This is a genomic window from Woronichinia naegeliana WA131 (assembly GCA_025370055.1).
Lineage (GTDB): Bacteria > Cyanobacteriota > Cyanobacteriia > Cyanobacteriales > Microcystaceae > Woronichinia > Woronichinia naegeliana.
Genome location: CP073041.1, coordinates 1253122 through 1276935, shown reverse-complemented (window position 1 = coordinate 1276935; position 23814 = coordinate 1253122). Strand labels below are relative to the sequence as shown.

Here is a 23814-nt window from a genome sequence, read left to right as displayed (position 1 = left end):
CGAGGTAAATGAAAGAGTCAAAAAAGGTAATCATTTAAATAGGAACAGCGATGACGAAGGACTTGTGGTACATTGTCAGAATTCCAACTCGCACCAGTAATTTTAAGACGATGACCAATTTGTTTAACTTGAGATTCGACAGAGCCAGAGCCAATGGAAATGCCCTCTGCCTGCAAATAACCATAATTGACAATCCGATGTTTATGCTTGTTTAAATAAATGATAAAATTCTCAGCTTGAGGCTCTGACCATCCCTCAAAACAGGAGATAGCGGCATCCACTTCACCCGTCCAAAGAAAAGACTTGACCTCCTCAATTCGCTGGAATGACCCCCCAACTTTATAGAGGTTTTCAATTAAGTGATACCAGTCCAAAATTTCAATTCGCTCATGTTTCTGTCCTATCTCACGAAATAAGTTCCAGATACCATCATGTCCATCTCCCAAACAAATTAAAGGCTTAGCCAAAATTTGAGAATTAACCAAATCTAATAAAGCCGAGTTATCTTGAAAAAAGGCAGCTACCCCCAATTGATGAAAACTGACTCCTTTATAATCACGCCAAATTAAGGGTTCTCCCTTGGGAGTTCTGAGTCGTACCTTCCCACCATCTATGCTAATTTCTTCGACTTCTGTGTTAGAGCCCGTATTCCGTACTAGTCTTGAAAAAATAAAAATAGATTCAAAAATGGCTACAGAATAGTTAAAATAAAAAAGCTAATAAACCCAAGAGAAAATGACCCAATTAAACGTTAAAAATCTCGACCATTTAGGAATAATCGCGGCGATAGTTGATGAACTAGGTCTAGTGGATTATATCAATGAACAACTAGGAGAAAATGACCGTGCTAAAATCAGTGCGGGTCTGGTAGTGAAAGCGATGATTCTCAATGGCTTAGGCTTTATCAACTCTCCTTTATATTTGTTCAGTCGTTTTTTTGAAGATAAACCAGTAGAACATCTTTTAGGAAAAGGAATAAAAGCCAGCGACCTGAATGATGACCGTTTAGGGAGAGTCTTAGATTTAATCTTTATGGCCGGCATCAGCCGTTTGTTTCTCGGAATTTGTCTAAAAGCCGTAGAAATCTTCAAAATAGTGATGAAAAGTTCCCATTTAGACTCCAGTTCATTATCGGTACAAGGGGAATATAAATTATCGGTGGAGAGAGAAGACAAAGAAAGCCAAATAATCCATATCACTCATGGCTATTCAAAGGATAAGCGACCAGACTTGAAACAATTTGTCTTGAATCTAGTCTGTTGGGGGGATGGCGACATTCCCGCTTTTCTCGAATTAGGAGATGGCAATCAAAGTGATAAAAAAGAGTTTGCTAAACTCTTGAAAAAGTTCAATGAGCAGTGGCAATTCGATGGTTTGTATATAGCAGATTCAGCCTTATACAGTGCCGATAACTTGCAAAAGTTAACCGGCATATACTGGTTATGTTCTGTGCCGAAAACGATTAGAGAAGTGCAGGATGCGGTCAGTCAATTAGCCTCGGAGCAATTCATCACAACTGATTTAGAGGGCTATCGTCTTACCTCCTTAGAAAGTGAATATGGGGGAGTCAAACAACGTTGGATAGTGGTAGATAGCGAGCAAAAAAAAGCTTTAGACCTCAAACAACTGACGAAGAAGACAGAGAAAGCAACGGCTCAAGCTCAAAGACAATTAGAACAATTACAGCGTCAGGAATTTGCTTGTCGGGAGGATGCTTTAACCGCCCTGAGCCGATGGGAGAAGAGTTTAGAATGGCATCTTCTTCAAGACCTAACTGTCGTCGAAAAATGTCATTACGGTCATCGAGGTAAACCCCGTCCCCATGAACAGCCCATTCGTCGTAGCTATCATGCCCAAGCCACTTTCAGCCTCAATAGTGCGAAAGTTCAAGCTTCAGAGCGGGCAGCAGGACGTTTTGTCTTGGCGACGAATCAGCTAGATGGAGACTCTTTGAGCGATGAGCAACTGCTTGTCCACTACAAGCAACAGCAAGGGGTAGAGCGAGGTTTTCGCTTCCTTAAAGACCCTCTGTTTTTGGCGTCCAGTGTTTTTCTCAAAACCCCTGAGCGGATTATGGCATTGAGTTTCATCATGGTGTTGTGTTTACTGGTGTACAGCTTGGGACAACGTAAACTGAGACTGGCTCTGGCAGAGCAGGAGGAGACTGTGCCTAATCAGTTGGGAAAGCCGACTCAGCGTCCGACACTGCGTTGGATTTTTCAGATGTTGAGAGGAGTTCATTGGGTTGTACTGGATAATTGTCCCCAAATAATCAATCTAACGCTTGAGCGAGAGAGGATTTTGCGCTTTTTTGGGGCTACTACTTGTCAGTATTATCTTTTGTCATAATGACTTTTCTTATTTTCTTTGTTCTTTTTTTATGTACGGAATGTGGGTTGTAAATCTCCCGATTCGTTGTAATTATCCCAACTTAATTTGTCTAAGAAGACAAAGCCATTCACATTACTTGCCGATATTTTAGCTCCAAACTCTACTGCTTTTCCCGCTTTTCCACGCACTATTGGACGCACGTGAGGTTGGCTTACACTCACAATTCTGTTTTCTACTTTATTTGTCTTTTTTTCATACATTTCTAACTGTTGCTCATACACTTTTCCTATCGTTACAAGCTCTTCTTGCTCTTTTTTCGTTAGTTTTTCTAACTTTGCTCCCTCTTCTATCATTTTTTCTATATGAGACAAGTTTCTTTTTATATATCCTAGTTGTTTTTTTGTTCCTTTTCTTCTTTCTTTTTTTGACACACGACGTTTTTTTGCTATGGCTAAGTACTCTTTTCTTGCCACTTCCCTATAAGTCCTCGGCTTTTCTTTCCTTTTCTCTTTTATTTCTTCATACAGCTTATCTATTATTTTTTCTGTTTTTTCTCTGGCATCATTCAATATTCCTATATCCGTTGGATATTTTATATCTGCTGGTGTACAAGTCGCATCTAACAATAACTTTCCTGGTTCTTCTGGCTTTGCGGTAAAAGATGTATAATAAGATACAGTATATGAGGATGACATCAATGTTATTTTTTCTGGAAAATCTCCTGAATTTGCCAAAGGTAAGCATAAGAAATGTTATTCAAGAAGGGAAACAGGCATTTTTAATACTGAGTTGTCAAGAGGAAGAAGTCAAATGTAATTATTGTGGTAGCTTAACAGATGAATTACATCAGACGAACAATGTACTGGTAAGGGATTTGTCTATATCTGGTCAAATGGTATACCTGAAAGTGCCTCGTCGTAAATTTTACTGTAAAAATTGTCAAAGGTTTTTTACAGAAAATCTGGAATTCATGGAAGCCCGTAGGAAATATACGGTGCGGTATGAAGAATATATTTATGGACGAGTAAATGTGAGCAGTGTGGAACAAGTAAGCAGAGAGGAATCTCTATCATGGGATCAAGTAAATGGAATTTATCAACGTCAATGTGAAGTAAAAAAAAAGGATTGGCAAGGGGTAAAATACGTCTTCTTAGACAAATTAAGTTGGGATAATTACAACGAATCGGGAGATTTACAAGCGCGAATAGAAGAATATAAAAGGGAAACAGGATGTTATCCGGAATCGGTTCATGTGGATAAAATCTATCGAACAAAAGCGAATCGAGCTTATTGTAAAGAAAGGGATATAAGAATGAGTGGTCCCCGATTGGGAAGACCGCCGAAAGAGGTGAGCAAAGAAAAAAAGAAAGAGGCACGCTCAGATGAAAGAGTGCGTAATGCCATTGAGGGTAAATTCGGACAGGGAAAGAGGAAATTTAGTCTTGGTCGAGTGATGGCCAAACTACCTGAGACCTCGGAAACGGTAATTGCGATGAACTTTTTGGTAATGAATCTTTCTACTCTCTAAGTACAGGACAAAAGGCTTGAAAAGTATACGAGAAAGGGGTTTCATGGAAGATGAACGTAATGTAAGAAAACCCATGAACCAATATAACGCATTGAAACAAGCCCTAAAACCCCATTTGGGATGGCATGGTGCCAGACTCTCCTTCCTAGCCTTGTTCTTACTCGCCCTCCTCAAAGTGAAAACGGTTAACCTTAAAGAATTGGCTCTGGGTTTTGAAGGTCGGGCATTGGTGGATTCTCATTACAAACGCTTACAACGCTTTTTCTCAGGATTTGAGCTGGATTACCATCACATTGCCCGTATTGTAGTCAGTTGGCTGGATATCCCTCAACCTTGGGTATTAAGTATTGACCGCACAACCTGGGAGTTTGGCAGTCATGGTTATAATATCCTCACTGTCGGCATTGTCCATGAAGGAGTAGCCATTCCCATCTTGTGGTGGATGCTTAGCAAGAAAAAGGGCAATTCTAACAGTGATGAACGAATGCGTTTTATCGAGGAGATGCTCAAGATTTTTCCCACCGCCCTGATTCGTTGTTTATGTGGCGACCGTGAGTTTATTGGTCAGGCTTGGCTTCGCTATCTTCTGCTCGAACCGCTACTGGCTTTCTGTCTGAGAATTCGGGCTACGGACAAGATTGAGCACAATGGCAAGCTTTTGGCCGCCAAAGTCATTTTTGCCCATCTTGCAAAAGAGTGAATCTCAACGTCTTCAAGGGAGTTGTCGGGTTTGGGGATATCCTGTTTCTGTAGAGGCTCTTCGCTTGCCTGATAATTCTCTACTCATCGTCATTGGACATCCCGATTCCCAAGGTCTTATTCACGATTATGCCCTGCGTTGGGGCATTGAAACCCTTTTTGGCATCTTTAAGACTCGTGGCTTTTGCTTGGAATCTACTCACTTTACTGACCCCAAGCGTCTTCGTAAGCTTTTGGCTTTACTGACTTTAGCTTTGGCTTGGTCTCTCAAAACTGGTCTAGCAATTCATCATCTTCATCCCATTCCCCTCAAGAAACATGGTCGCCTAGCGCAGAGTCTTTTTCGTCTTGGTTTTGACCATCTTCGTCATCTTGTTCTTAATCCTTCTCTACCCAATTTTTCTCTTTTTCTCGACTCCCTACATTTTTTGTCCTGTACTTAGTTCTACTCTACTTCAGAAGACAAAAAGTAAAAAGTTGTAGAGTCGTTTTTCTTGTGAAAAATGGTGTTAATTTTCCTCTCTTTTGTGAGGAGTGATTTGTGTTGACCTTTTTAGACAGAAAGGAACAATAGATTAAACAAAATCTGTATTTTGATTTGTTTCCATAAGGATAAGTTATCTATGCTTTTTCAGTCCATACTTCCCTAACCCACATTTCTTTCGTTTTTTGACTTTTTCAGCAAGCCCTAAGTATTCAGCATAATCCATTTGATGCTGATGATTCTCGTAATAAGTAATCGCCGCTTGTAGTTTCTCGGTAAGATTCTTAGAATGACTTTTTTCTTCTTTGACTTCTTTCATCAGATTTAGCAGTTCTCCTGCTTTTCCTTTTTCATGCTTGAGTTCTCGACAATTTTCAGTCAACCATTCTTTTTGTTTTGACACGGTATTCGGATGCAACGCTTCTGCCAAGGCACCTAAGTAACCAGAGGCATGATAGAAATCTAATATCTGTTCTTCCGTTTGCTTTTCTAAAAACTTCCAATTTGATTCTGCCCCGTCTGCTATCCCGACCAATGTTGCCTCTGGATAACGTTTTTTCGCTCGCTCAATTTCTCTTTCTAATCTTTCTAGAAAACTCTTTTTTCCATACTCTGGTGCCGCACCTAGTGGTCTGTCAAGCTAAAGATTGTGAATTTGAGGGAAAATGGAGAGGCTATTCATTACCTCAACAGATATCGTAATAAGTAACCATGCTCAAGACCTATATTGTCCGATTAAGTCAAGAAGAACGTCAGACCCTAAAAGATTTGGTATCCATCGGCAAAGGAGCGGCTTACAAAATTAAGCACGCCAATATTCTGTTAAACATTGATGTGAATGGACAAGGATGGACGGATGAGGAAGCTGCCGCCGCCTTTAGTTGTCACCGTAACACAGTCGCCAATCTCAGGGAGCGATTGGTCAATGAAGGTGTGGAGTCAGCATTAAGCCGCAAGCCCCGCAAAACGCCGCCTCGTCAACCGATTATTGATGGAGAGGTAGAAGCAAAACTAATCGCCTTACGTTGTGGAGAACCGCCTGCTGGTCAAGCCCGTTGGACATTGAGGTTACTAGCCGAGGGTGCGACCTTTAGTTGATAAAAGCTGTTGTAATCAGGGTTCTACAGGGAACCCATATTGATCAAGTTTTGCCCAAAATTGACTCCATCGTTCCTTGGTCAATACCAAAGCTCGTAGGCTCAAAATAATTCCTGCTCCTTTTTCCTTCCATCGCATCCCTGAACAACATAATCGTTGTTTGACCAACGTCTTACAAGCTGCTTCCGTAACACCTGAACCAATCGGATACTTTTTCTCTAAGTATTCAGCATAATCCATTTGATGCTGATGATTCTCGTAATAAGTAATCGCCGCTTGTAGTTTCTCGGTAAGATTCTTAGAATGACTTTTTTCTTCTTTGACTTCTTTCATCAGATTTAGCAGTTCTCCTGCTTTTCCTTTTTCATGCTTGAGTTCTCGACAATTTTCAGTCAACCATTCTTTTTGTTTTGACACGGTATTCGGATGCAACGCTTCTGCCAAGGCACCTAAGTAACCAGAGGCATGATAGAAATCTAATATCTGTTCTTCCGTTTGCTTTTCTAAAAACTTCCAATTTGATTCTGCCCCGTCTGCTACCCCGACCAATGTTGCCTCTGGATAACGGTTTTTCGCTCGCTCAATTTCTCTTTCCAATCTTTCTAGAAAACTCTTTTTTCCATACTCTGGTGCCGCACCTAGATAGATTGTAGGTTGACGTTCGCCTTCACTATCGTATAGGGAAACGGTTCCCACCATTGCTTCACGGTAGCCATCCTCACACATCAGCATACAGGTTCCATCTAATCCTATTCCCACTGTTGCAATTTGGCTATCCTCCTTGGGCGGGGCATAACTCCACGCTTCTTCTTTTGCCTGTACCACACTTCCTACTGCTTCACTCAATCTTTGGATATAGGATAGCGCTACTTTTCTACCATGATTTTCTAATAAATCATTTTTCACCTCTTTGCCTGCCATCCCTGACATTTTTGAGGATACCTGTTTTGCCAATAATGGCGTTGATGTTATGATTATCCTTGCTTCTCTTTCTAAGGGGCAATACGTTTTTCCTCAAAGGTGAACGCTGATATACATGACGATTCACTATAACCTCACCATAAGGTGTTTGATATTCTTTCGGTTGCTCTCCCTTACTCTTCCAGATTTCTTCACCGATTTTTAAGGGTGAACCATCTGTATCTAAATATTTCAAGGCTTCTTTGCTGGCGATGCAACCTACTTCGTTTAAGCCTTTTTGAATATTTATTTCTGTATCCAACATTGAACGACTGAGTTCTAATGTTAGTTCTATTTTTATCTTTGAACCCTCTACATTAATTAGTTTTGCTGTCATCATTGTTTCCTCTTTGTCACTTTTCATCTCATGTTAACACTTTTCTTTTCCTTCATCAACTAAAGGTCACACCCCTAGCCGACAAGGCGGTCGAGTTAGAAATTGTGCCAGCAATTAGTCACGAAACCGTGCGTCAAGTGTTAAAAAAAACGAACTAAAACCTCATCTGCGACAGATGTACGTGATTCCACCAGAAAAGAGTGCCGAATTTGTGTCTAACATGGAAGATGTTCTAGAAATTTATCACCGACCCTATGACCCCAATTGTCCAGTGATTTGCATGGATGAGCAACCTATACAATTGGTCAAAGAAACCCGCCTTCCTCTACCAGCCAAACCTGGACAGCCAGAGGCGCATGATTACGAATATGAACGCAATGGAACAGCCAATATCTTTATGTTTACAGAACCCTTGTCTGGGTGGCGAAAGACAGTTGTCAGTGAACGTAGAACATCGGTTGACTGGGCAACAGAAATTAAGAATTTACTCGATAACGACTATGCTGATAACGACAAAGTCATTTTAGTATGTGATCAGCTAAATACTCACAAACTTGCCTCACTATATGAAGCATTTGAGCCTTCCACGGCTCGTCGTCTAGTCGAACGGTTGGAAATTCACCATACCCCAAAACATGGCAGTTGGCTTAATATTGCTGAAAACGAGCTGTCCGCAATGACTCGGCAATGCCTAGCTCGTCGAATTCCAGATCGGGAAACTTTAGAGCAAGAAACAACGGCTTGGTACACTCAGCGCAATCATTCCCAAAAGTCGGTAGATTGGCAATTCACGACGGCTGAGGCTCGTATCCGTCTCAAGCGTCTTTATCCACAAATAGAAAATTGACAGACCACTAGATAGATTGTATGTTGACGTTCGCCTTCACTATCGTATAGGGAAACGGTTAACGGTTGGAGCATCCCAAATTTGCAGTAAGTATAAATGCTTAGTTACAAAGAAGGGAAAAGGGGATAATCTAAAAAGTTATAAAAATTGGAGTACAAAAAATGAACGTTGAAGATAAGCAAAAATTAGACGACCATCTCAAAGCTATCGCAGAAATCATGGTCAGAAATACGCAAAAAGAAGACTTGAAAAGCTTTGAAAGTATAGAACTAGCGGTACGAGAGCAAATGTTGACGGTCGTAAGTCCAGCTATTGGCCGTTTTTTTTGTGAAACAGCAACAGGAACAAAAGCAGGAAGAGAAAGAACAGTGGACAGTATTATCGGAAAAGTAAAAATTACAGAAAAACAGGCGAAAAAGCTAGGGTTAGAAAAAAATAAACAAGTGAGTCCTTATTTAGAAAAATGCTGCTTAAATATTGTAGCCTGTGAGTCATTTGAGAGAGGAGAAAAAACAATCAAGATGACGACGGGAATGTCCATCTCAAAAAGCAGTCAACACCGATTAGCATTAGGGTATGAATTTCAAGAAGCTCAAGGTAAAGGGAAAATAGAAAGTCTAAGCATAGATGGCGGAACAGTAAGAATACGAACGAGCGTAGGCGAAGAAAGTATCTGGAAAAATTATAAAGCAGTAAGCTTACATGGTCAGGTATGTGCGGCATTTTTTCAAGCGCAGGAAGAATTAATCGCTTGGACAAATAATCAACCATTAGCGAGAGTAGTAACTTGCTTAGGAGATGGACATGATGGGATTTGGAATCTGATAGAAAAGATAAGGGATAAAGACGAAAGAAGGGAAGTATTGGATTGGTATCACTTGGTGGAAAATATCCATAAAGTGAAAGTTTCAAAAAAGGTAAAGAGGCAAATAGAGACGTACTTATGGCAAGGGGAGCAAGATTCAGCAATTAAAGAATTGAACGGTTCAAAACAAAAGGAAGCAATTAACTTCATCAATTATATGAAGAAACATGAAAGCAGAATGCCAGATTATGGACTCTATCAAGACTTAGGTATCTGCATTGGCTCAGGAAGTGTAGAGTCAAAAATCAAACAAATTGGCAAGAGAATACAAATAGCAGGGGCTTGTTGGAAGTCAGAAAACGTTCCTCAAATATTGAGATTACGCTGTGCTTATCTCAATGAAGCTATTGCCTGAGTACTTTTACTCATTGCAAATCTGGGATGCTCCCCTGGGTACGTATTTGCATAGTCATACAAAAAAGTAAGTCTATATATTCTACCTTATATCCACTTAGAGTGATGACAGCTTAAAGGCTTAACTTCACTATCAAGACGTTCTTGTAAACTATCCTTAGTAACCTCTAAATCATATTGCATTTGTAAATTTAACCAAAAGCGTTCAGAAAGCCCAAAATAACGAGATAGCCTTAATCCTGTGTCAGGTGTAACTGCCCGTTTACCATGAACAATTTCATTAATACGTCTTGCGGGTACATTAATCGCCTTTGCTAACTGATATTGGCTAATCCTCATAGGATTTAAAAACTCTTCCAATAGAATTTCACCAGGATGTACAGGTAATAACTTCATGTTTCTAATTCTCCTTTTTAATGATAATCAACAATTTCGACATCATAGGCATTGCCATCAATCCATTTAAAACAGATTCGCCATTGATCATTAATCCGAATACTATATTGATCTTGGCGATCGCCCTTTAACTTTTCTAAACGATTACCTGGAGGAATCCGTAAATCTTCTAACCTTTCTGCTGCATCCAAAATAGCTAACTTACGTTGAGCAGACCGCAGAAAATTACTTGGAAACTTAGATGATGATCGCCTTAAAAAAAGCTTTTCAGTTTCTCGACAATAAAAAGTCTTAATCATAGATAACGCTGATCATAACGTACCTCGATAATACCGTCAAGCGTTATGATTTATTGAAATCTCACTCTCCCAATGGGTGTGACCTTTAGTTGATGAAGGAAAAGAAAAGTGTTAACATGAGATGAAAAGTGACAAAGAGGAAACAATGATGACAGCAAAACTAATTAATGTAGAGGGTTCAAAGATAAAAATAGAACTAACATTAGAACTAAGTCGTTCAATGTTGGATACAGAAATAAATATTCAAAAAGGCTTAAACGAAGTAGGTTGCATCGCCAGCAAAGAAGCCTTGAAATATTTAGATACAGATGGTTCACCCTTAAAAATCGGTGAAGAAATCTGGAAGAGTAAGGGAGAGCAACCGAAAGAATATCAAACACCTTATGGTGAGGTTATAGTGAATCGTCATGTATATCAGCGTTCACCTTTGAGGAAAAACGTATTGCCCCTTAGAAAGAGAAGCAAGGATAATCATAACATCAACGCCATTATTGGCAAAACAGGTATCCTCAAAAATGTCAGGGATGGCAGGCAAAGAGGTGAAAAATGATTTATTAGAAAATCATGGTAGAAAAGTAGCGCTATCCTATATCCAAAGATTGAGTGAAGCAGTAGGAAGTGTGGTACAGGCAAAAGAAGAAGCGTGGAGTTATGCCCCGCCCAAGGAGGATAGCCAAATTGCAACAGTGGGAATAGGATTAGATGGAACCTGTATGCTGATGTGTGAGGATGGCTACCGTGAAGCAATGGTGGGAACCGTTTCCCTATACGATAGTGAAGGCGAACGTCAACATACAATCTATCTAGGTGCGGCACCAGAGTATGGAAAAAAGAGTTTTCTAGAAAGATTAGAAAGAGAAATTGAGCGAGCGAAAAAACGTTATCCAGAGGCAACATTGGTCGGGATAGCAGACGGGGCAGAATCAAATTGGAAGTTTTTAGAAAAGCAAACGGAAGAACAGATATTAGATTTCTATCATGCCTCTGGTTACTTAGGTGCCTTGGCAGAAGCGTTGCATCCGAATACCGTGTCAAAACAAAAAGAATGGTTGACTGAAAATTGTCGAGAACTCAAGCATGAAAAAGGAAAAGCAGGAGAACTGCTAAATCTGATGAAAGAAGTCAAAGAAGAAAAAAGTCATTCTAAGAATCTTACCGAGAAACTACAAGCGGCGATTACTTATTACGAGAATCATCAGCATCAAATGGATTATGCTGAATACATAGAGAAAAAGTATCCGATTGGTTCAGGTGTTACGGAAGCAGCTTGTAAGACGTTGGTCAAACAACGATTATGTTGTTCAGGGATGCGATGGAAGGAAAAAGGAGCAGGAATTATTTTGAGCCTACGAGCTTTGGTATTGACCAAGGAACGATGGAGTCAATTTTGGGCAAAACTTGATCAATATGGGTTCCCTGTAGAACCCTGATTACAACAGCTTTTATCAACTAAAGGTCGCACCCAATCGAAGAAGCCTTTTTATTAACGAAAAGACTTTTAGGACTAGCCTATTTATGGGTAGGGAATAAGAATGGTGTCCAAATCCAGATTATTTGCACTTTGATTTTCTATACGGTCTTAAATCAATTGGTAGGGGAAGTGGCGATTGCTCTAAATCAACCGAAAGAAAAAATCTCAGTAGAGATGGTGTTTCGGAGTCTATACTATGTAGCGAAGGCTATTGCTAGAGGAGAAAAGCCTGATACAGTAACCTATCTGGCTGAACGTGCTAAGTTATTTGGTTTGGTCAAAGCTGAGAGAAAGCGACATCGAGAAAAGGCCGCTCTCAATCAACAAATTTGGGAACCCATTCCTTTAAGTTGACACGGATGGATGCCATCGCCCACATACACCCGTTTCCCCTTAATTCTGTATAGACTTTCATGCTGACTTAGCCACTTTGACCATTGCAAAGTTAGCCCTTCGACACTAAACGCCTTGGAATCAAACCAATGTAGAGCCTGATTGTAGTAGCTCTCTGTTCAGCCAATGGCATTGACATAGCTGGTGATTGCGCTGGGTTGGCTGTTGAGCACTACTCCCCAGACCAACAGAATAAACCATTGGAACGTTGCTTCTCGGCTAAAGGCTGGACGGAGATTATCGAGGATTTGCTCTAGTCGCTGACATAGTTGCATAATTGATAGATAGGGTTTGCCGAATAAAGGCAGAACCTTTATCAGATAAGCTTTTCAGCCATTTTGAACACGATTAGGTGCAAGCTTATGGCATTTGAAGGCTCAAAATCCATGCACTTTGCTAGAAAATTGTGGGTTAAAATCGGAAACTGATTTCTGAAGTCACCATTTTTCGCGCCCTGTGGCATCTAGGTTCGATTTGCAGACTTATTCAGCAAGCCCTAGATAGCACTGGCTATCGATTTTCTTATATCAGCCAGTTTCGGACATAACGGCACTCTTTGGTATCGGATGTCCGATTTTCTTTTCTCCACTTACCCGCATCGAGAACTTCCCACTGTCCAGCCGAATATCACTGTTATTTAAATCAATTTTCTTCTTGCTGTAAAATTTTCGTTGATTATACTTGGCACGGTCATGGATTGAGATTTTCGCCCCCTGAATCCCCCAATGCTGGGGGACTTTGAAACCGATAAATAGGGCTTGCTGAAAAAAGCTGAAACCTTTACGGAGAAAAATAGTAGGCGAATTAAGAACCGCTAGAATGCACGAAAATAGGGTAGAATGCCTCAAAACCATTGCATTAAGAAGAGAGAAAGCAGATGTACCGAAAGCAACAGTACTCAATTGAAACACCAGAAAACTTGAAAAATCTGTTCGGCGGGCAGTTAGACGAAGAAAATCGTTGGATAGAAATGTCAAAAATGATTCTTTGGGAAGAATATGAGGAAGAATATGCAAAAAACTTCACAGAAAAAAAAGGAGCCCCAGCCAAATCATTTAGAATGGCATTAGGAGCATTAATTATCAAAGAAATTTCAGGAAAAAGTGACAGAGAAACAGTAGAACAAATAAAAGAGAACCCTTATTTACAGTACTTTATAGGAATGGAAAGCTATAGTAGCAAAGAAGCATTTAATGCGTCAATGATGGTTCATTTTCGTAAAAAAATAGGAATGGAATTAATAAATAAAATTAATAAAGAAATAGAAAAAAAAGCGACGGGTGTAGCGTCAGAAAAAAAAGAAAATGAAGGAAAGTTATTGTTAGATGCGACTTGTACACCAGCAGATATAAAATATCCAACGGATATAGGAATATTGAATGATGCCAGAGAAAAAACAGAAAAAATAATAGATAAGCTGTATGAAGAAATAAAAGAGAAAAGGAAAGAAAAGCCGAGGACTTATAGGGAAGTGGCAAGAAAAGAGTACTTAGCCATAGCAAAAAAACGTCGTGTGTCAAAAAAAGAAAGAAGAAAAGGAACAAAAAAACAACTAGGATATATAAAAAGAAACTTGTCTGATATAGAAAAAATGATAGAAGAGGGAGCAAAGTTAGAAAAACTAACGAAAAAAGAGCAAGAAGAGCTTGTAACGATAGGAAAAGTGTATGAGCAACAGTTAGAAATGTATGAAAAAAAGACAAATAAAGTAGAAAACAGAATTGTGAGTGTAAGCCAACCTCACGTGCGTCCAATAGTGCGTGGAAAAGCGGGAAAAGCAGTAGAGTTTGGAGCTAAAATATCGGCAAGTAATGTGAATGGCTTTGTCTTCTTAGACAAATTAAGTTGGGATAATTACAACGAATCGGGAGATTTACAAGCGCGAATAGAAGAATATAAAAGGGAAACAGGATGTTATCCGGAATCGGTTCATGTGGATAAAATCTATCGAACAAAAGCGAATCGAGCTTATTGTAAAGAAAGGGATATAAGAATGAGTGGTCCCCGATTGGGAAGACCGCCGAAAGAGGTGAGCAAAGAAAAAAAGAAAGAGGCACGCTCAGATGAAAGAGTGCGTAATGCCATTGAGGGTAAATTCGGACAGGGAAAGAGGAAATTTAGTCTTGGTCGAGTGATGGCCAAACTACCTGAGACCTCGGAAACGGTAATTGCGATGAACTTTTTGGTAATGAATCTTTCTACTCTACTTCAGAAGACAAAAAGTAAAAAGTTGTAGAGTCGTTTTTCTTGTGAAAAATGGTGTTAATTTTCCTCTCTTTTGTGAGGAGTGATTTGTGTTGACCTTTTTAGACAGAAAGGAACAATAGATTAAACAAAATCTGTATTTTGATTTGTTTCCATAAGGATAAGTTATCTATGCTTTTTCAGTCCATACTTCCCTAACCCACATTTCTTTCGTTTTTTGACTTTTTCAGCAAGCCCTAAATAGAGAATGGTTCCCCCAAAACTTGGGGGGCTAGGGGGGCTGAACTAAAAAACGCAAATTATCACCGTGCGAGGTATACATCTGACGCGAGCTCGAAAGCCCTATCGTACCGTTTCACAGGATAATCTATCAACGAATTATTTACAGGTAGCCCAATTTTGTTGTCATACCTCTTTTTTAGGCAATGTAGGGCCTAACTAACTTTGTGGTTCCTAAGTCTGCCATATCTAAGGGATTTGGTAATTTGGTAATTATGAAAACTGTGGGTTATGCTTGTAAGAAACGTTACTGGGCTTTGGATAAGGTTAGGGATAGACTAGTGGTCTGTCAAGCTTGAAATGAGGGGCTACAAGAACCCGTAAGTCTATTTTGGCAAGGCTTTGAGAATCTAGCAACCCATCAAAATAAAGTTGACGTTCTATTAGTGCAAAAAAAGTATTGTAGGGGGTTTTAATAACTCCCTTTTTAAGGTATAACTCTCCATAATGTATCAAAAAACTAACCCTAAAAATTAATTAAATTAAACGTTATGAAAAGTTTGTGGGATGAGCGCGAAGCAAGCCTTTACAGTGGTGATTTAGGTCAGAGAGTCTATACTTCCCGTCTGTTAGGGCGTGATCCCTCCTTAGTACTTCACGGTGGCGGTAATACTTCAGTCAAAATTCGAGAAACCAACTTAGTGGGAGAAGTCGAAGAAATTCTCTATGTCAAAGGCAGTGGTTGGGATTTGGCCACCATTGAAGAAGCAGGTTTTTCGCCGGTACGGATAGCCCATTTGTTGAAATTGGCCCAATTGCCCAGTCTTTCCGATCCCCAGATGGTCAATGAGTTAAAAACCCAGATGACCCGCGCCAGTGCGCCCACTCCCTCAGTAGAAACCATTCTCCATGCCACCTTACCCTATAAGTTTGTGGATCATACTCATGCCGATGCGGTAGTGACCATTACCAATACTGACCAGGGATTAGAACGGATTCAAGCGGTTTATGGCGATCGGGTCGTTATTATTCCCTATGTCATGCCAGGCTTTGATCTGGCTCGTCTTTGTGCCGAACGTTTTGCAGCGATCGCCGGAGAACAAACCATTGGGATGGTGTTGATGAATCATGGTATCTTTTCCTTTGGGGAAACCGCTCAAGAGGCCTATGAACGCATGATTTATCTGGTGGATCTGGCTGAACAGTATTTGCATGGTCAGGGAGCTTGGCATTTAGCCAGCCATCCTCCTCAAAAAAAGGAGCAATCTGTGGGTGATGTTTTGGCCCATCTACGGGCGGAGGTTTCCGCCGCTGCCGGATTTCCTGTTATTTTAAATCGTCAAGTTGATGATCGCAGTTTAGCCTTTGCCCAACGTTCCGATCTGGCTGAAATTGCCCAACAGGGGCCAGCCACTCCCGACCATATTATTCGCACCAAACGTTTGCCTCTGATTGGCCGCGATTTACAGACTTACGTAGAAAACTATAAAACCTATTTTCAGACCCAGGCAGCCGTAGCACCGGAACCTAAAACCATGCTCGATCCGGCTCCTCGGATTATTCTCGATCCAGAACTGGGACTCTGCACCGTTGGTCAAACCGCTAAAAGTGCAGCGATCGCCGCCGATATTTACCAGCACACCATCGAAATCATCGAACGGGCCACAGGCTTAGGAGGATATCGGGCCCTATCCGCCCAGGATCTCTTTGCCATGGAATATTGGGACTTAGAACAGGCAAAATTGAAACAGGGAGGTAAGACTCCCCCATTTACAGGGGAAATCGCCTTGGTAACGGGGGCCGCTTCTGGTATCGGCAAAGCCTGTGTGGATGCTCTTTTAAAACGGGGGGCGGCGGTCATTGCCCTGGATATTCAACCGGCTATTGAGCAGAGCTATAAAAGATCGGATGTTTTAGGCATTCAGTGTGATCTCACTGATGAAACTGCTTTTAAACAGGCCTTAGAAAAAGGACTGAATCAGTTTGGCGGTTTGGATATGCTGATTCTCAATGCCGGAATTTTTCCGCCAGCCCGTCGGATTAGCGAACTTTCTGGGACAGAATGGCAACGGGTGATGAGTATCAACCTGGACTCCAATTTGATGCTGCTACGAGAATGTTATCCCTTCCTCAAATTAGCTCCCCGTTCTGGACGAGTGGTGGTGATTGGCTCCAAAAATGTTCCGGCTCCGGGGCCTGGTGTGGCAGCCTATTCTGCTTCTAAGGCGGCTTTAAATCAATTAACTCGTGTGGCGGCTCTGGAATGGGGCGGCGATCGCATTCGTTTAAATACCCTTCATCCCAATGCGGTGTTTGATACAGGGATTTGGACGGAAGAAGTTTTGCAAGCCAGGGCTAAACATTACGGTTTAACCGTAGAGGAGTATAAAACCAATAATTTACTGAAAGTAGAAATCACCAGTCAGGATGTGGCAGAGTTAGCGGCTGAAATGTGTGGCCCCCTATTTGCCAAAACCACTGCGGCCCAGGTTCCTATTGATGGGGGAAATGAACGAGTGGTTTAAATTTTAAGTTAGTCTTTTCTAAGGGATTGCAGGCAGAATTTATGGTGACTAGTCCTCTTACTTTAAGCCTAAATCAGGTTGCTCTAAGTGATGAGCAATTTTACAATATTTGTCAAAATAATCGCGAATTAAAATTTGAACGCACAACCCAAGGAGATCTAATTATTATGTCACCCGTCGGGGGAGAAAGTGGTAATCGAGAAGCTGATCTTCTGATTGATTTGGGAATTTGGAATCGGCAAACGGGGCTAGGGTTTATTTTTAGCTCATCCACCATCTTTAAGTTACCTAATGGTGCTGATCGCTCTCCTGATGTTGCTTGGATTCGACGAGAAAAATGGCTGGCCCTTAGCCAACAACAACGGCAAAAATTTCCACCCCTAGCACCAGATTTTGTTATCGAATTAAGATCTGCTACCGATAAATTAGAAACTTTACGATATAAAATGCTAGAGTATCAGGAGGCAGGAGTCCTGTTAGGATGGTTGATTAATCCTCAACAACAACAAGTAGAAATTTATCGTTTACAGCAGGAAGTGGAAATTTACAATTTGCCGGCAGCATTATCGGGAGAAACTGTATTGCCTGGATTTTGCCTGCGGCTTTCCCGTTACGATTAGAGACTCTAGGTTGACTTTTAAACAGGCTTTTCAATAAAGTTTAAACCAATAACAATTTAATGATCAATTACCTTCGCAATGGCGATGATATTTACCGTCAATCTTTTGCCCTGATTCGGGCTGAGGCGAATCTAGAAAATCTAGCGGCTGATTTAATTCCGATCGCGGTTCGGTTGATTCATGCCTGTGGAATGACAGATATTGGGTCGGCGATCGCGGCCTCTGAAAAAGCGGTAAAAATTGGTCGAGAAGCACTCAAAGCGGGGGTTCCTATCTTGTGTGATGCTCAAATGGTGGCTCATGGTATTATTCGTTCTCGTTTACCGGCCCGTAACCCCATTATTTGTACCTTGAATGATCCCCAAGTCCCCGCGATCGCCCAACAAATTGATAATACCCGCTCTGCTGCTGCCATTGAATTATGGAAACCCCATTTAAAAGATGCCATTGTCACCATTGGTAACGCTCCCACTGCGCTTTTTCATCTTTTAGAATTGCTCGATCAAGGTATTCCTAAACCTGCCTTAATTTTAGGTTTTCCGGTGGGATTTGTGGGAGCCGCCGAATCAAAAGCGGAACTGGTGGCCAATAGTCGAGGGGTGGCTTTTATTACCCTGCAAGGTCGTCGGGGCGGAAGTGCGATCGCGGCGGCGGCGGTTAATGCCCTGGCCCTGGAGACAGAACTATGAGCCAATTAGGACAACTTTATGGCTTAGGGATTGGGCCCGGTGATCCTGAACTATTAACCCTTAAAGCCTATCGAATTTTGACTTCTGTGCCGGTAATTGCTTACCCAACTTCGGAAAAGGGGAGGAGTGTGGCCAGGGACATTGTGGCCGAGTTTATCCGCTCAGAACAATTAGAAATTCCCTTACCCTTACCTTTTAGTACAAAAAATTCTGCTCAACCCTATTACGACCTGGCTACCGAAAAATTGGCTGAATGTTTAACCCAAGGTCAATCGGTGGCAGTGCTTTGTGAAGGTGATCCTATGCTCTATGGTACGTTTATGTATCTTTTTGAGCGTCTTGCCCCCCAATTTCCGACGATAGTAGTACCAGGAATTTCCTCAACCTTAGCCAGTGCAGCGATCTTGGGCGTACCTCTTACCTACCGCAACGATGTTTTAAGTATTATTCCCGCAACCTTGCCAGAAAACCATCTCCGCGATCGCCTGGCCCAGATTGATGCGGCAGTAATTATTAAATTAGGTAAGCACTTTTTAAAAACTCGAACAATCCTAGCAGAACTGGGACTTTTAGCGCGATCGCTGTATATTGAACAAGCAAGTTATCCCAACCAACGCATTATTCCCATTACTGAAGTTGATCCGGCCAAGGTTCCCTACTGGTCTTTAATTGTTATTCCCAGTCAACAGTCTAGCTCTGAATTTGCATAGTTGATTGTCTGGTTTGGGTTAATTCTGATGCGATCGCTAGGCGTATAATGATAGTCAAGTGAAAGAAATCAGGAAGAGTCAGGAAATTCAAATAATGACAAGAGAAATGCCCCGTATCTTTGGAAAAACTCGCTTTATTATTGCCCAAATGGAAGATTTTTTAGATAAAATTTCCGAAGGAGCCATGGGTTTTGAATTAGGAATTATTTCCTATCTTCGCGATTGTTGCTCTGACCAGAATTGTGAGCAAAAATTACAACAACTTATTGAAGTCAAACGTCGAAGCCAGGAATTACGTCGTTTAATTGGCATTGAACTTTATACGGAAATGTTAATTCCTGATACCAGGGGTGATGTCCTCAGTTTATTACAGGATCTTTATTCTTTGATTGACAATTGTGAAGATAGCTTTCAGGAATTACTCATTGAAAAGCCGCAGATTCCCGATATTTATAAACAAGATTTTATTGATTTAACGAAAGCAGTGGTCAAAAGTGTAGAAACCATTATTTTAGCAGCCCGCTTTTATTTCCGTGATCCCATTCGTGCGCGTGACTACACCTCCCAGGTTAGTTTCTATGAGACGGAAGCGGATACCATTCGATTACGATTAAAGCAAAAAATCTTTGAATCTGATTTACCACTAGAGCAAAAAATGCACCTTAGAGATAGTATCGATTTTATTGATGAAATTGCCGATAATGCCGAAGAAGTGAGTGAATGGCTGGCCATTTATGCGATTAAGCGGGCAGATTAATTTTATTAGTATTCTTTGCATTTATTGTATTTATTGGAAACTTAACCGTCTTCATGACCTCACCAATCGTTTTTTTCTTTCTCTCCAGTGGCCTTTTTCTAGGCTGGTCTCTGGGAGCCAATAACGCTTCAACGGTTTTTGGAACAGCTGTTAGTACCCAGATGGTGCGTTTTTCAACGGCAGCCTTGATCCTCAGTGTGTTTGTTATTTTAGGGGCGGTGATTGGTGGAGCCGGAGCAACTCAGGGGTTAACCGAATTAGGAGCCGTTAATGCGGTGGGGGGAGCATTCACTGTGGCCTTAGCGGCTGCTTTAACGGTTTATTGGATGACCCAGTTAAATATCCCTGTATCCATTTCCCAGGCAGTGGTAGGAGCCATCATTGGCTGGAATTTTTTTAGTGGTTCTCCCACTAATCTTTCTGTGGTTTTAAAGATTGTTGGCACATGGATTGCCTGTCCAGCCTTAAGTGGTTTGTTTAGCGCGATGCTTTATAAAGGTATTACCTGGGGACTCCAGCGTCAGAAGTTACATCTGTTGCGCTTGGATAGTTATACCCGTTGGGGATTAATTGTGGTGGGGGCGATGGCTTCCTACGCGCTAGGGGCCAATAATATTGCCAATGTCATGGGTGTATTTGTCCCGTCAGATCCCTTTAGAGCGATCGCGGTGGGTCATCTCGGAGAAATATCGGCGGCTCAACAATTATTTTTATTAGGGGCGATCGCCATTGCCGTAGGAGTCTATACAGATTCCCAGAAGGTGATGATGACAGTGGGAAATAATCTGATGCCTTTAAACCCGATCGGTGCTTTTGTGGTTGTTTTAGCAGAATTTATTGTCCTCTTTATCTTCTCTTCCAGTAGCTTGCAACATTTATTCATCCAGTGGGGCCTTCCCCCCATTCCACTCATTCCGGTTTCCAGTGCCCAGGCCGCTGTGGGGGCAGTGATTGGTGTGGGCCTATTGAAAGGCGCGAAGGGAGCTAGACAAATTAACTGGCGAGTCTTACAAGATATCGTCTCCAGTTGGATTTCCACCCCCATTATGGCTGCCGTGATTAGTTTTATACTCTTATTTGTCGTTCAAAATGTTTTTGATCAACCCGTCTATTTGAGATAGGATGGGTTGTTTGGCTCCCCTCTCCTACCCTCATTTTTTAGGCAAGAATTGGCTCTAGCTGAGACGATGAATAATAAGTAGCAATAACGAGGGGTTCTGCGGGTATCGTTGCTGAAGCGACTACGCTTTTAACTGTCAACGTAGGGTTTTTGCCGGGGGGTTTAGTATCCTCGTCCAAGTCATCATCCAAGCCGTCACTAATACAAAGTCGCTCGCAGGGAATCGTATCGGAAAGAATCGAACTAGCCATGATGCCGGTATGGATCTCCAATTGACCTTCGGCAAGGGCTTCAAATACTAAACGTTGTCCAGGAAAGACAACCCGTTCAAAATACCAGTTTGTAATATTGGTGATGCGGGCAATTTGAATGTGGCTAGTAGCATTCACATAGCAGCATAGGATTGTACCCCTTTGACCGCTCGGTACAGGATCAAGGATCTGAGCCATAATAATTGGGAGATTGTTAAACTGAGTTTTCATTGCCCCTATAAACTAGCACTGGCTGATCCCCGTTAGCTGTAAAGATAATTACAATCAAATTTTTTCTTGTTATTTATCGCAGCGGCCTGATCAACCGCTATTATCGAGTAGTCAAATCTAGATAGTCGTTTAAAAAGGTCAATAAGCGTGAAGGTTTTAGTCGTGGGCAATGGCGGACGGGAACACGCGATCGCCTGGAAGTTGGTGCAATCTCCCCAGGTCGCGCAATGCTATTGTTTGCCTGGGAATGGTGGAACGGCAACATTAAGAAAATGTGAAAATGTTTCTTTCAATTTGGAAGATTTTGAAGACATTGCCCAATTCTGTCTGGAACAGGTCATTGATTTAGTTATCGTTGGCCCTGAAGTCCCACTTGCCTTGGGGATCGTTGATTATCTTCAATCTCAGCAAATTCGGGTGTTTGGCCCCACCCAGGCAGGGGCGCGTATTGAAGCCAGTAAATCCTGGGCAAAAGCTTTAATGATAGAGGCAGGAGTACCTACGGCCCTGGGAGAAACCTTTACGGATCAGGTTGCGGCCCAAGCTTATCTAAAAAAACAAGGAGCCCCCATTGTCGTCAAAGCAGATGGATTAGCGGCTGGCAAGGGCGTTATTGTCGCAGAAACCATGGCCGAGGCAAAAAGGGCGATCGCTGAACTGTTTGCGGCGGGTTTTGATCAACTGGTACTGGAAGAATGTTTAGTCGGCGAAGAGGTTTCCGTCTTGGCCTTGAGTGACGGATTAACGGTACGTCCTCTATTACCAGCCCAGGATCATAAACGGATTGGAGAAGGAGATACGGGCAATAATACGGGGGGAATGGGAGTCTATGCACCCGCCCCGATCGCTCCCCCAGCCCTCCTGGAACAGATTACCAGGGAGGTTTTGCAACCCACGATTGATACTTTGCGACAAAAGGGGATTAATTATTGTGGTGTTCTCTACGCTGGTTTAATGATCAGTCCCACAGGGGGGATCAAGGTTCTGGAATTTAATTGTCGTTTTGGCGATCCCGAAACCCAAGCCATTCTGCCGCTCCTAGAAACGCCCCTAGAAGAGGTTCTTTTTGCTTGTACGGAGCAACGCCTGGCCCAATTTCCCCCTCTCACCTGGCGATCGCAGGATCATCCCAAGAGTGATACAAAAATGGGATTACAATGTGCTGTGTGTGTGGTGATGGCTTCCCAGGGCTATCCTGGCTCCTACGAAAAAGGCAAAGTCATTACGGGACTGGATCAAGCCGAAGCCCAGGGTGCAGTCGTTTTTCAGGCCGGAACCTGTTCACAGTCAGGTCAACTGCTCACTGATGGCGGACGGGTTTTAGGGGTGACAGCCCTCGGCGATGATTTTGGAACAGCGATCGCCCGTGCCTATGAAGCGGTGGCTCAGATTGAGTTTGAGGGTCATTATTATCGACGAGATATTGGTCAACGGGCTTTAAATCGTTAACCCTTTAGCGGACGGGGACTTGATGACTTTGTAAATAGTTTTTAACTTCGGCGATCGTTAATTGTCCGTAATGAAGTAAAGAAGCCAACAAGGCCGCCTCTGCTTTTCCCTCGGTCAAGGCTTCATAGATATGCTGACAATTGCCGGCTCCTCCAGAGGCAATGACCGGAATTTCCACCTGGTTGGCAATAGTGGCCGTTAGTTCCAGATCGTACCCGGCTTGAGTGCCATCGGCATCCATACTAGTGACTAATAATTCTCCGGCCCCCCGTTGTTCCACTTCCTTGGACCAGGCGATCGCATCTAACCCTGTATTTTCCCGTCCTCCTCGCACATAGACATCCCAACCAGGATTTTGAGGATCATGCCTCCGTCTGGCATCAATAGCCACTACAATACATTGCGCCCCAAAGCGATCGCTGGCTTCATTAATAAAAGCAGGGTTTTTGACCGCCGAGGAGTTAACGCTAACCTTATCCGCTCCTGCCCGTAACAAATTTTTAATATGCGCTAAGGTTTGAATGCCGCCTCCCACCGTGAGAGGAATAAAGACCTCCTCTGCCGTGCGATAGACCACATCAATAATCGTGTCTCGCTGTTCATGGGTAGCGGTAATATCGAGAAAAACCAGTTCATCAGCTCCAGCTTTGTTGTACAGTCTTGCTAATTCGACTGGATCCCCCGCATCTCTGAGGTCAACAAAATTAACTCCCTTCACCACTCGACCGGCGTTGACATCTAGACAAGGTAAAATTCGTTTGGCTAACATAGGGTGGTTGGGGAAACAAAAAGGTTAATAATTCTACACTTACTTGATGGTATCGTAGGGTAAGTGTCTAGGTAAAGTGCTATAAAACTTTTAGGATTTTAGATTAGGATAGACAGACGAGAAAACTAACCGCGATCGCCTGCATCGCTTTTCTTGATAGCAAGCATAAAGTGGTATAATTCAGTCTTAAAATATTTTCTATAAGGA

General features: G+C 42.0%; 17 protein-coding genes and 9 pseudogenes. 17 read left to right on the top strand and 9 right to left on the bottom strand.

Features of this window, described 5'->3' with window-relative positions:
• Positions 1–17: 17 nt before the first annotated feature.
• A pseudogene (locus KA717_06630) lies at positions 18–632 on the bottom strand (ISKra4 family transposase).
• Between the two features lie 103 nt (positions 633–735).
• Between KA717_06630 and KA717_06625 the strand changes: the two are divergent.
• Entirely contained in the window at positions 736–2349 is a 1614-nt protein-coding gene (locus tag KA717_06625; GenBank protein UXE62442.1) for an IS1634 family transposase, read from the top strand.
• 59 nt (positions 2350–2408) lie between these two features.
• Here the strand turns inward: KA717_06625 and KA717_06620 are convergent.
• Positions 2409–2966 (bottom strand): annotated as a pseudogene (locus KA717_06620) (IS5/IS1182 family transposase).
• A 335-nt stretch (positions 2967–3301) separates the two neighbouring features.
• Between KA717_06620 and KA717_06615 the strand changes: the two are divergent.
• The 3 pseudogenes from KA717_06615 (at position 3302) to KA717_06605 (ending at position 5001) form a co-directional block, all read left to right on the top strand.
• A pseudogene (locus KA717_06615) lies at positions 3302–3373 on the top strand (hypothetical protein).
• Positions 3374–3472: 99 nt separating this feature from the next.
• A pseudogene (locus tag KA717_06610) lies at positions 3473–3856 on the top strand (transposase).
• A gap of 76 nt (positions 3857–3932) precedes the next feature.
• A pseudogene (locus KA717_06605) lies at positions 3933–5001 on the top strand (IS4 family transposase).
• A 174-nt stretch (positions 5002–5175) separates the two neighbouring features.
• On the opposite strand, the gene KA717_06600 reads toward KA717_06605, so the two are convergent.
• Entirely contained in the window at positions 5176–5577 is a 402-nt protein-coding gene (locus KA717_06600) for a hypothetical protein (protein UXE62441.1), read from the bottom strand.
• Positions 5578–5753: 176 nt separating this feature from the next.
• Here KA717_06600 and KA717_06595 point away from each other — a divergent pair, with 176 nt between their 5' ends.
• A complete protein-coding gene (locus tag KA717_06595; protein UXE62440.1) occupies positions 5754–6140 on the top strand; it encodes a helix-turn-helix domain-containing protein in 387 nt (128 codons plus the stop codon).
• A 15-nt stretch (positions 6141–6155) separates the two neighbouring features.
• On the opposite strand, the pseudogene KA717_06590 reads toward KA717_06595, so the two are convergent.
• A pseudogene (locus KA717_06590) lies at positions 6156–7437 on the bottom strand (ISKra4 family transposase).
• Between the two features lie 175 nt (positions 7438–7612).
• Between KA717_06590 and KA717_06585 the strand changes: the two are divergent.
• Together KA717_06585 and KA717_06580 are read left to right on the top strand one after the other, a co-directional pair.
• Positions 7613–8284 (top strand): IS630 family transposase, encoded by a 672-nt coding sequence (locus KA717_06585; GenBank protein ID UXE62439.1) that lies wholly within the window; start codon positions 7613–7615, stop codon positions 8282–8284.
• A 161-nt stretch (positions 8285–8445) separates the two neighbouring features.
• A complete protein-coding gene (locus KA717_06580; protein ID UXE62438.1) occupies positions 8446–9504 on the top strand; it encodes an ISKra4 family transposase in 1059 nt (352 codons plus the stop codon).
• Between the two features lie 86 nt (positions 9505–9590).
• Here the strand turns inward: KA717_06580 and KA717_06575 are convergent, their stop codons facing one another.
• Together KA717_06575 and KA717_06570 are read right to left on the bottom strand one after the other, a co-directional pair.
• Complete coding sequence (locus KA717_06575) at positions 9591–9842, bottom strand: HigA family addiction module antitoxin (protein UXE62437.1); 252 nt, start codon at positions 9840–9842, stop codon at positions 9591–9593.
• 74 nt (positions 9843–9916) lie between these two features.
• On the bottom strand, positions 9917–10198 hold the full coding sequence (locus tag KA717_06570) for a type II toxin-antitoxin system RelE/ParE family toxin (GenBank protein ID UXE62436.1): 282 nt from the start codon (positions 10196–10198) through the stop codon (positions 9917–9919).
• A gap of 148 nt (positions 10199–10346) precedes the next feature.
• On the opposite strand from KA717_06570, the pseudogene KA717_06565 reads away from it, so the two are divergent.
• Together KA717_06565 and KA717_06560 are read left to right on the top strand one after the other, a co-directional pair.
• Positions 10347–11628, top strand: a pseudogene (locus tag KA717_06565) (ISKra4 family transposase).
• A gap of 35 nt (positions 11629–11663) precedes the next feature.
• Positions 11664–12023 (top strand): annotated as a pseudogene (locus KA717_06560) (IS4 family transposase).
• A 158-nt stretch (positions 12024–12181) separates the two neighbouring features.
• Here KA717_06560 and KA717_06555 read toward each other — a convergent pair.
• Positions 12182–12337, bottom strand: a complete 156-nt coding sequence (locus KA717_06555; GenBank protein ID UXE62435.1) for a hypothetical protein — start codon at positions 12335–12337, stop codon at positions 12182–12184.
• Positions 12338–12939: 602 nt separating this feature from the next.
• Here KA717_06555 and KA717_06550 point away from each other — a divergent pair.
• From KA717_06550 to KA717_06520, 7 genes and pseudogenes are all read left to right on the top strand, one after another.
• Positions 12940–14277 (top strand): annotated as a pseudogene (locus KA717_06550) (IS5 family transposase).
• A 760-nt stretch (positions 14278–15037) separates the two neighbouring features.
• On the top strand, positions 15038–17011 hold the full coding sequence (locus KA717_06545; protein UXE62434.1) for a bifunctional aldolase/short-chain dehydrogenase: 1974 nt from the start codon (positions 15038–15040) through the stop codon (positions 17009–17011).
• A 41-nt stretch (positions 17012–17052) separates the two neighbouring features.
• On the top strand, positions 17053–17631 hold the full coding sequence (locus KA717_06540; GenBank protein ID UXE62433.1) for a Uma2 family endonuclease: 579 nt from the start codon (positions 17053–17055) through the stop codon (positions 17629–17631).
• A gap of 59 nt (positions 17632–17690) precedes the next feature.
• Entirely contained in the window at positions 17691–18320 is a 630-nt protein-coding gene (locus KA717_06535) for a precorrin-8X methylmutase (GenBank protein ID UXE62432.1), read from the top strand.
• Positions 18317–19030, top strand: a complete 714-nt coding sequence (cobI, locus tag KA717_06530; protein UXE62431.1) for a precorrin-2 C(20)-methyltransferase — start codon at positions 18317–18319, stop codon at positions 19028–19030. Before KA717_06535 ends, cobI begins: the two co-directional genes overlap by 4 nt.
• A gap of 106 nt (positions 19031–19136) precedes the next feature.
• Positions 19137–19787, top strand: coding sequence for a DUF47 family protein (locus KA717_06525; GenBank protein ID UXE62430.1), 651 nt, complete (start codon positions 19137–19139; stop codon positions 19785–19787).
• A gap of 161 nt (positions 19788–19948) precedes the next feature.
• Positions 19949–20908, top strand: coding sequence for an inorganic phosphate transporter (locus KA717_06520; protein ID UXE62429.1), 960 nt, complete (start codon positions 19949–19951; stop codon positions 20906–20908).
• Between the two features lie 37 nt (positions 20909–20945).
• Here the strand turns inward: KA717_06520 and KA717_06515 are convergent, their stop codons facing one another.
• Positions 20946–21356: a DUF1830 domain-containing protein gene (locus tag KA717_06515; protein ID UXE64570.1), complete on the bottom strand. Its 411-nt coding sequence runs from the start codon at positions 21354–21356 to the stop codon at positions 20946–20948.
• 180 nt (positions 21357–21536) lie between these two features.
• Here KA717_06515 and purD point away from each other — a divergent pair, with 180 nt between their 5' ends.
• The gene (purD, locus tag KA717_06510; protein UXE62428.1) at positions 21537–22838 is read left to right on the top strand and encodes a phosphoribosylamine--glycine ligase; all 1302 of its coding nucleotides are present in this window, start codon (positions 21537–21539) and stop codon (positions 22836–22838) included.
• Between the two features lie 4 nt (positions 22839–22842).
• Here the strand turns inward: purD and hisF are convergent, their stop codons facing one another.
• Complete coding sequence (gene hisF / locus KA717_06505) at positions 22843–23607, bottom strand: imidazole glycerol phosphate synthase subunit HisF (GenBank protein ID UXE62427.1); 765 nt, start codon at positions 23605–23607, stop codon at positions 22843–22845.
• Between the last annotated feature and the right edge of the window lie 207 nt (positions 23608–23814).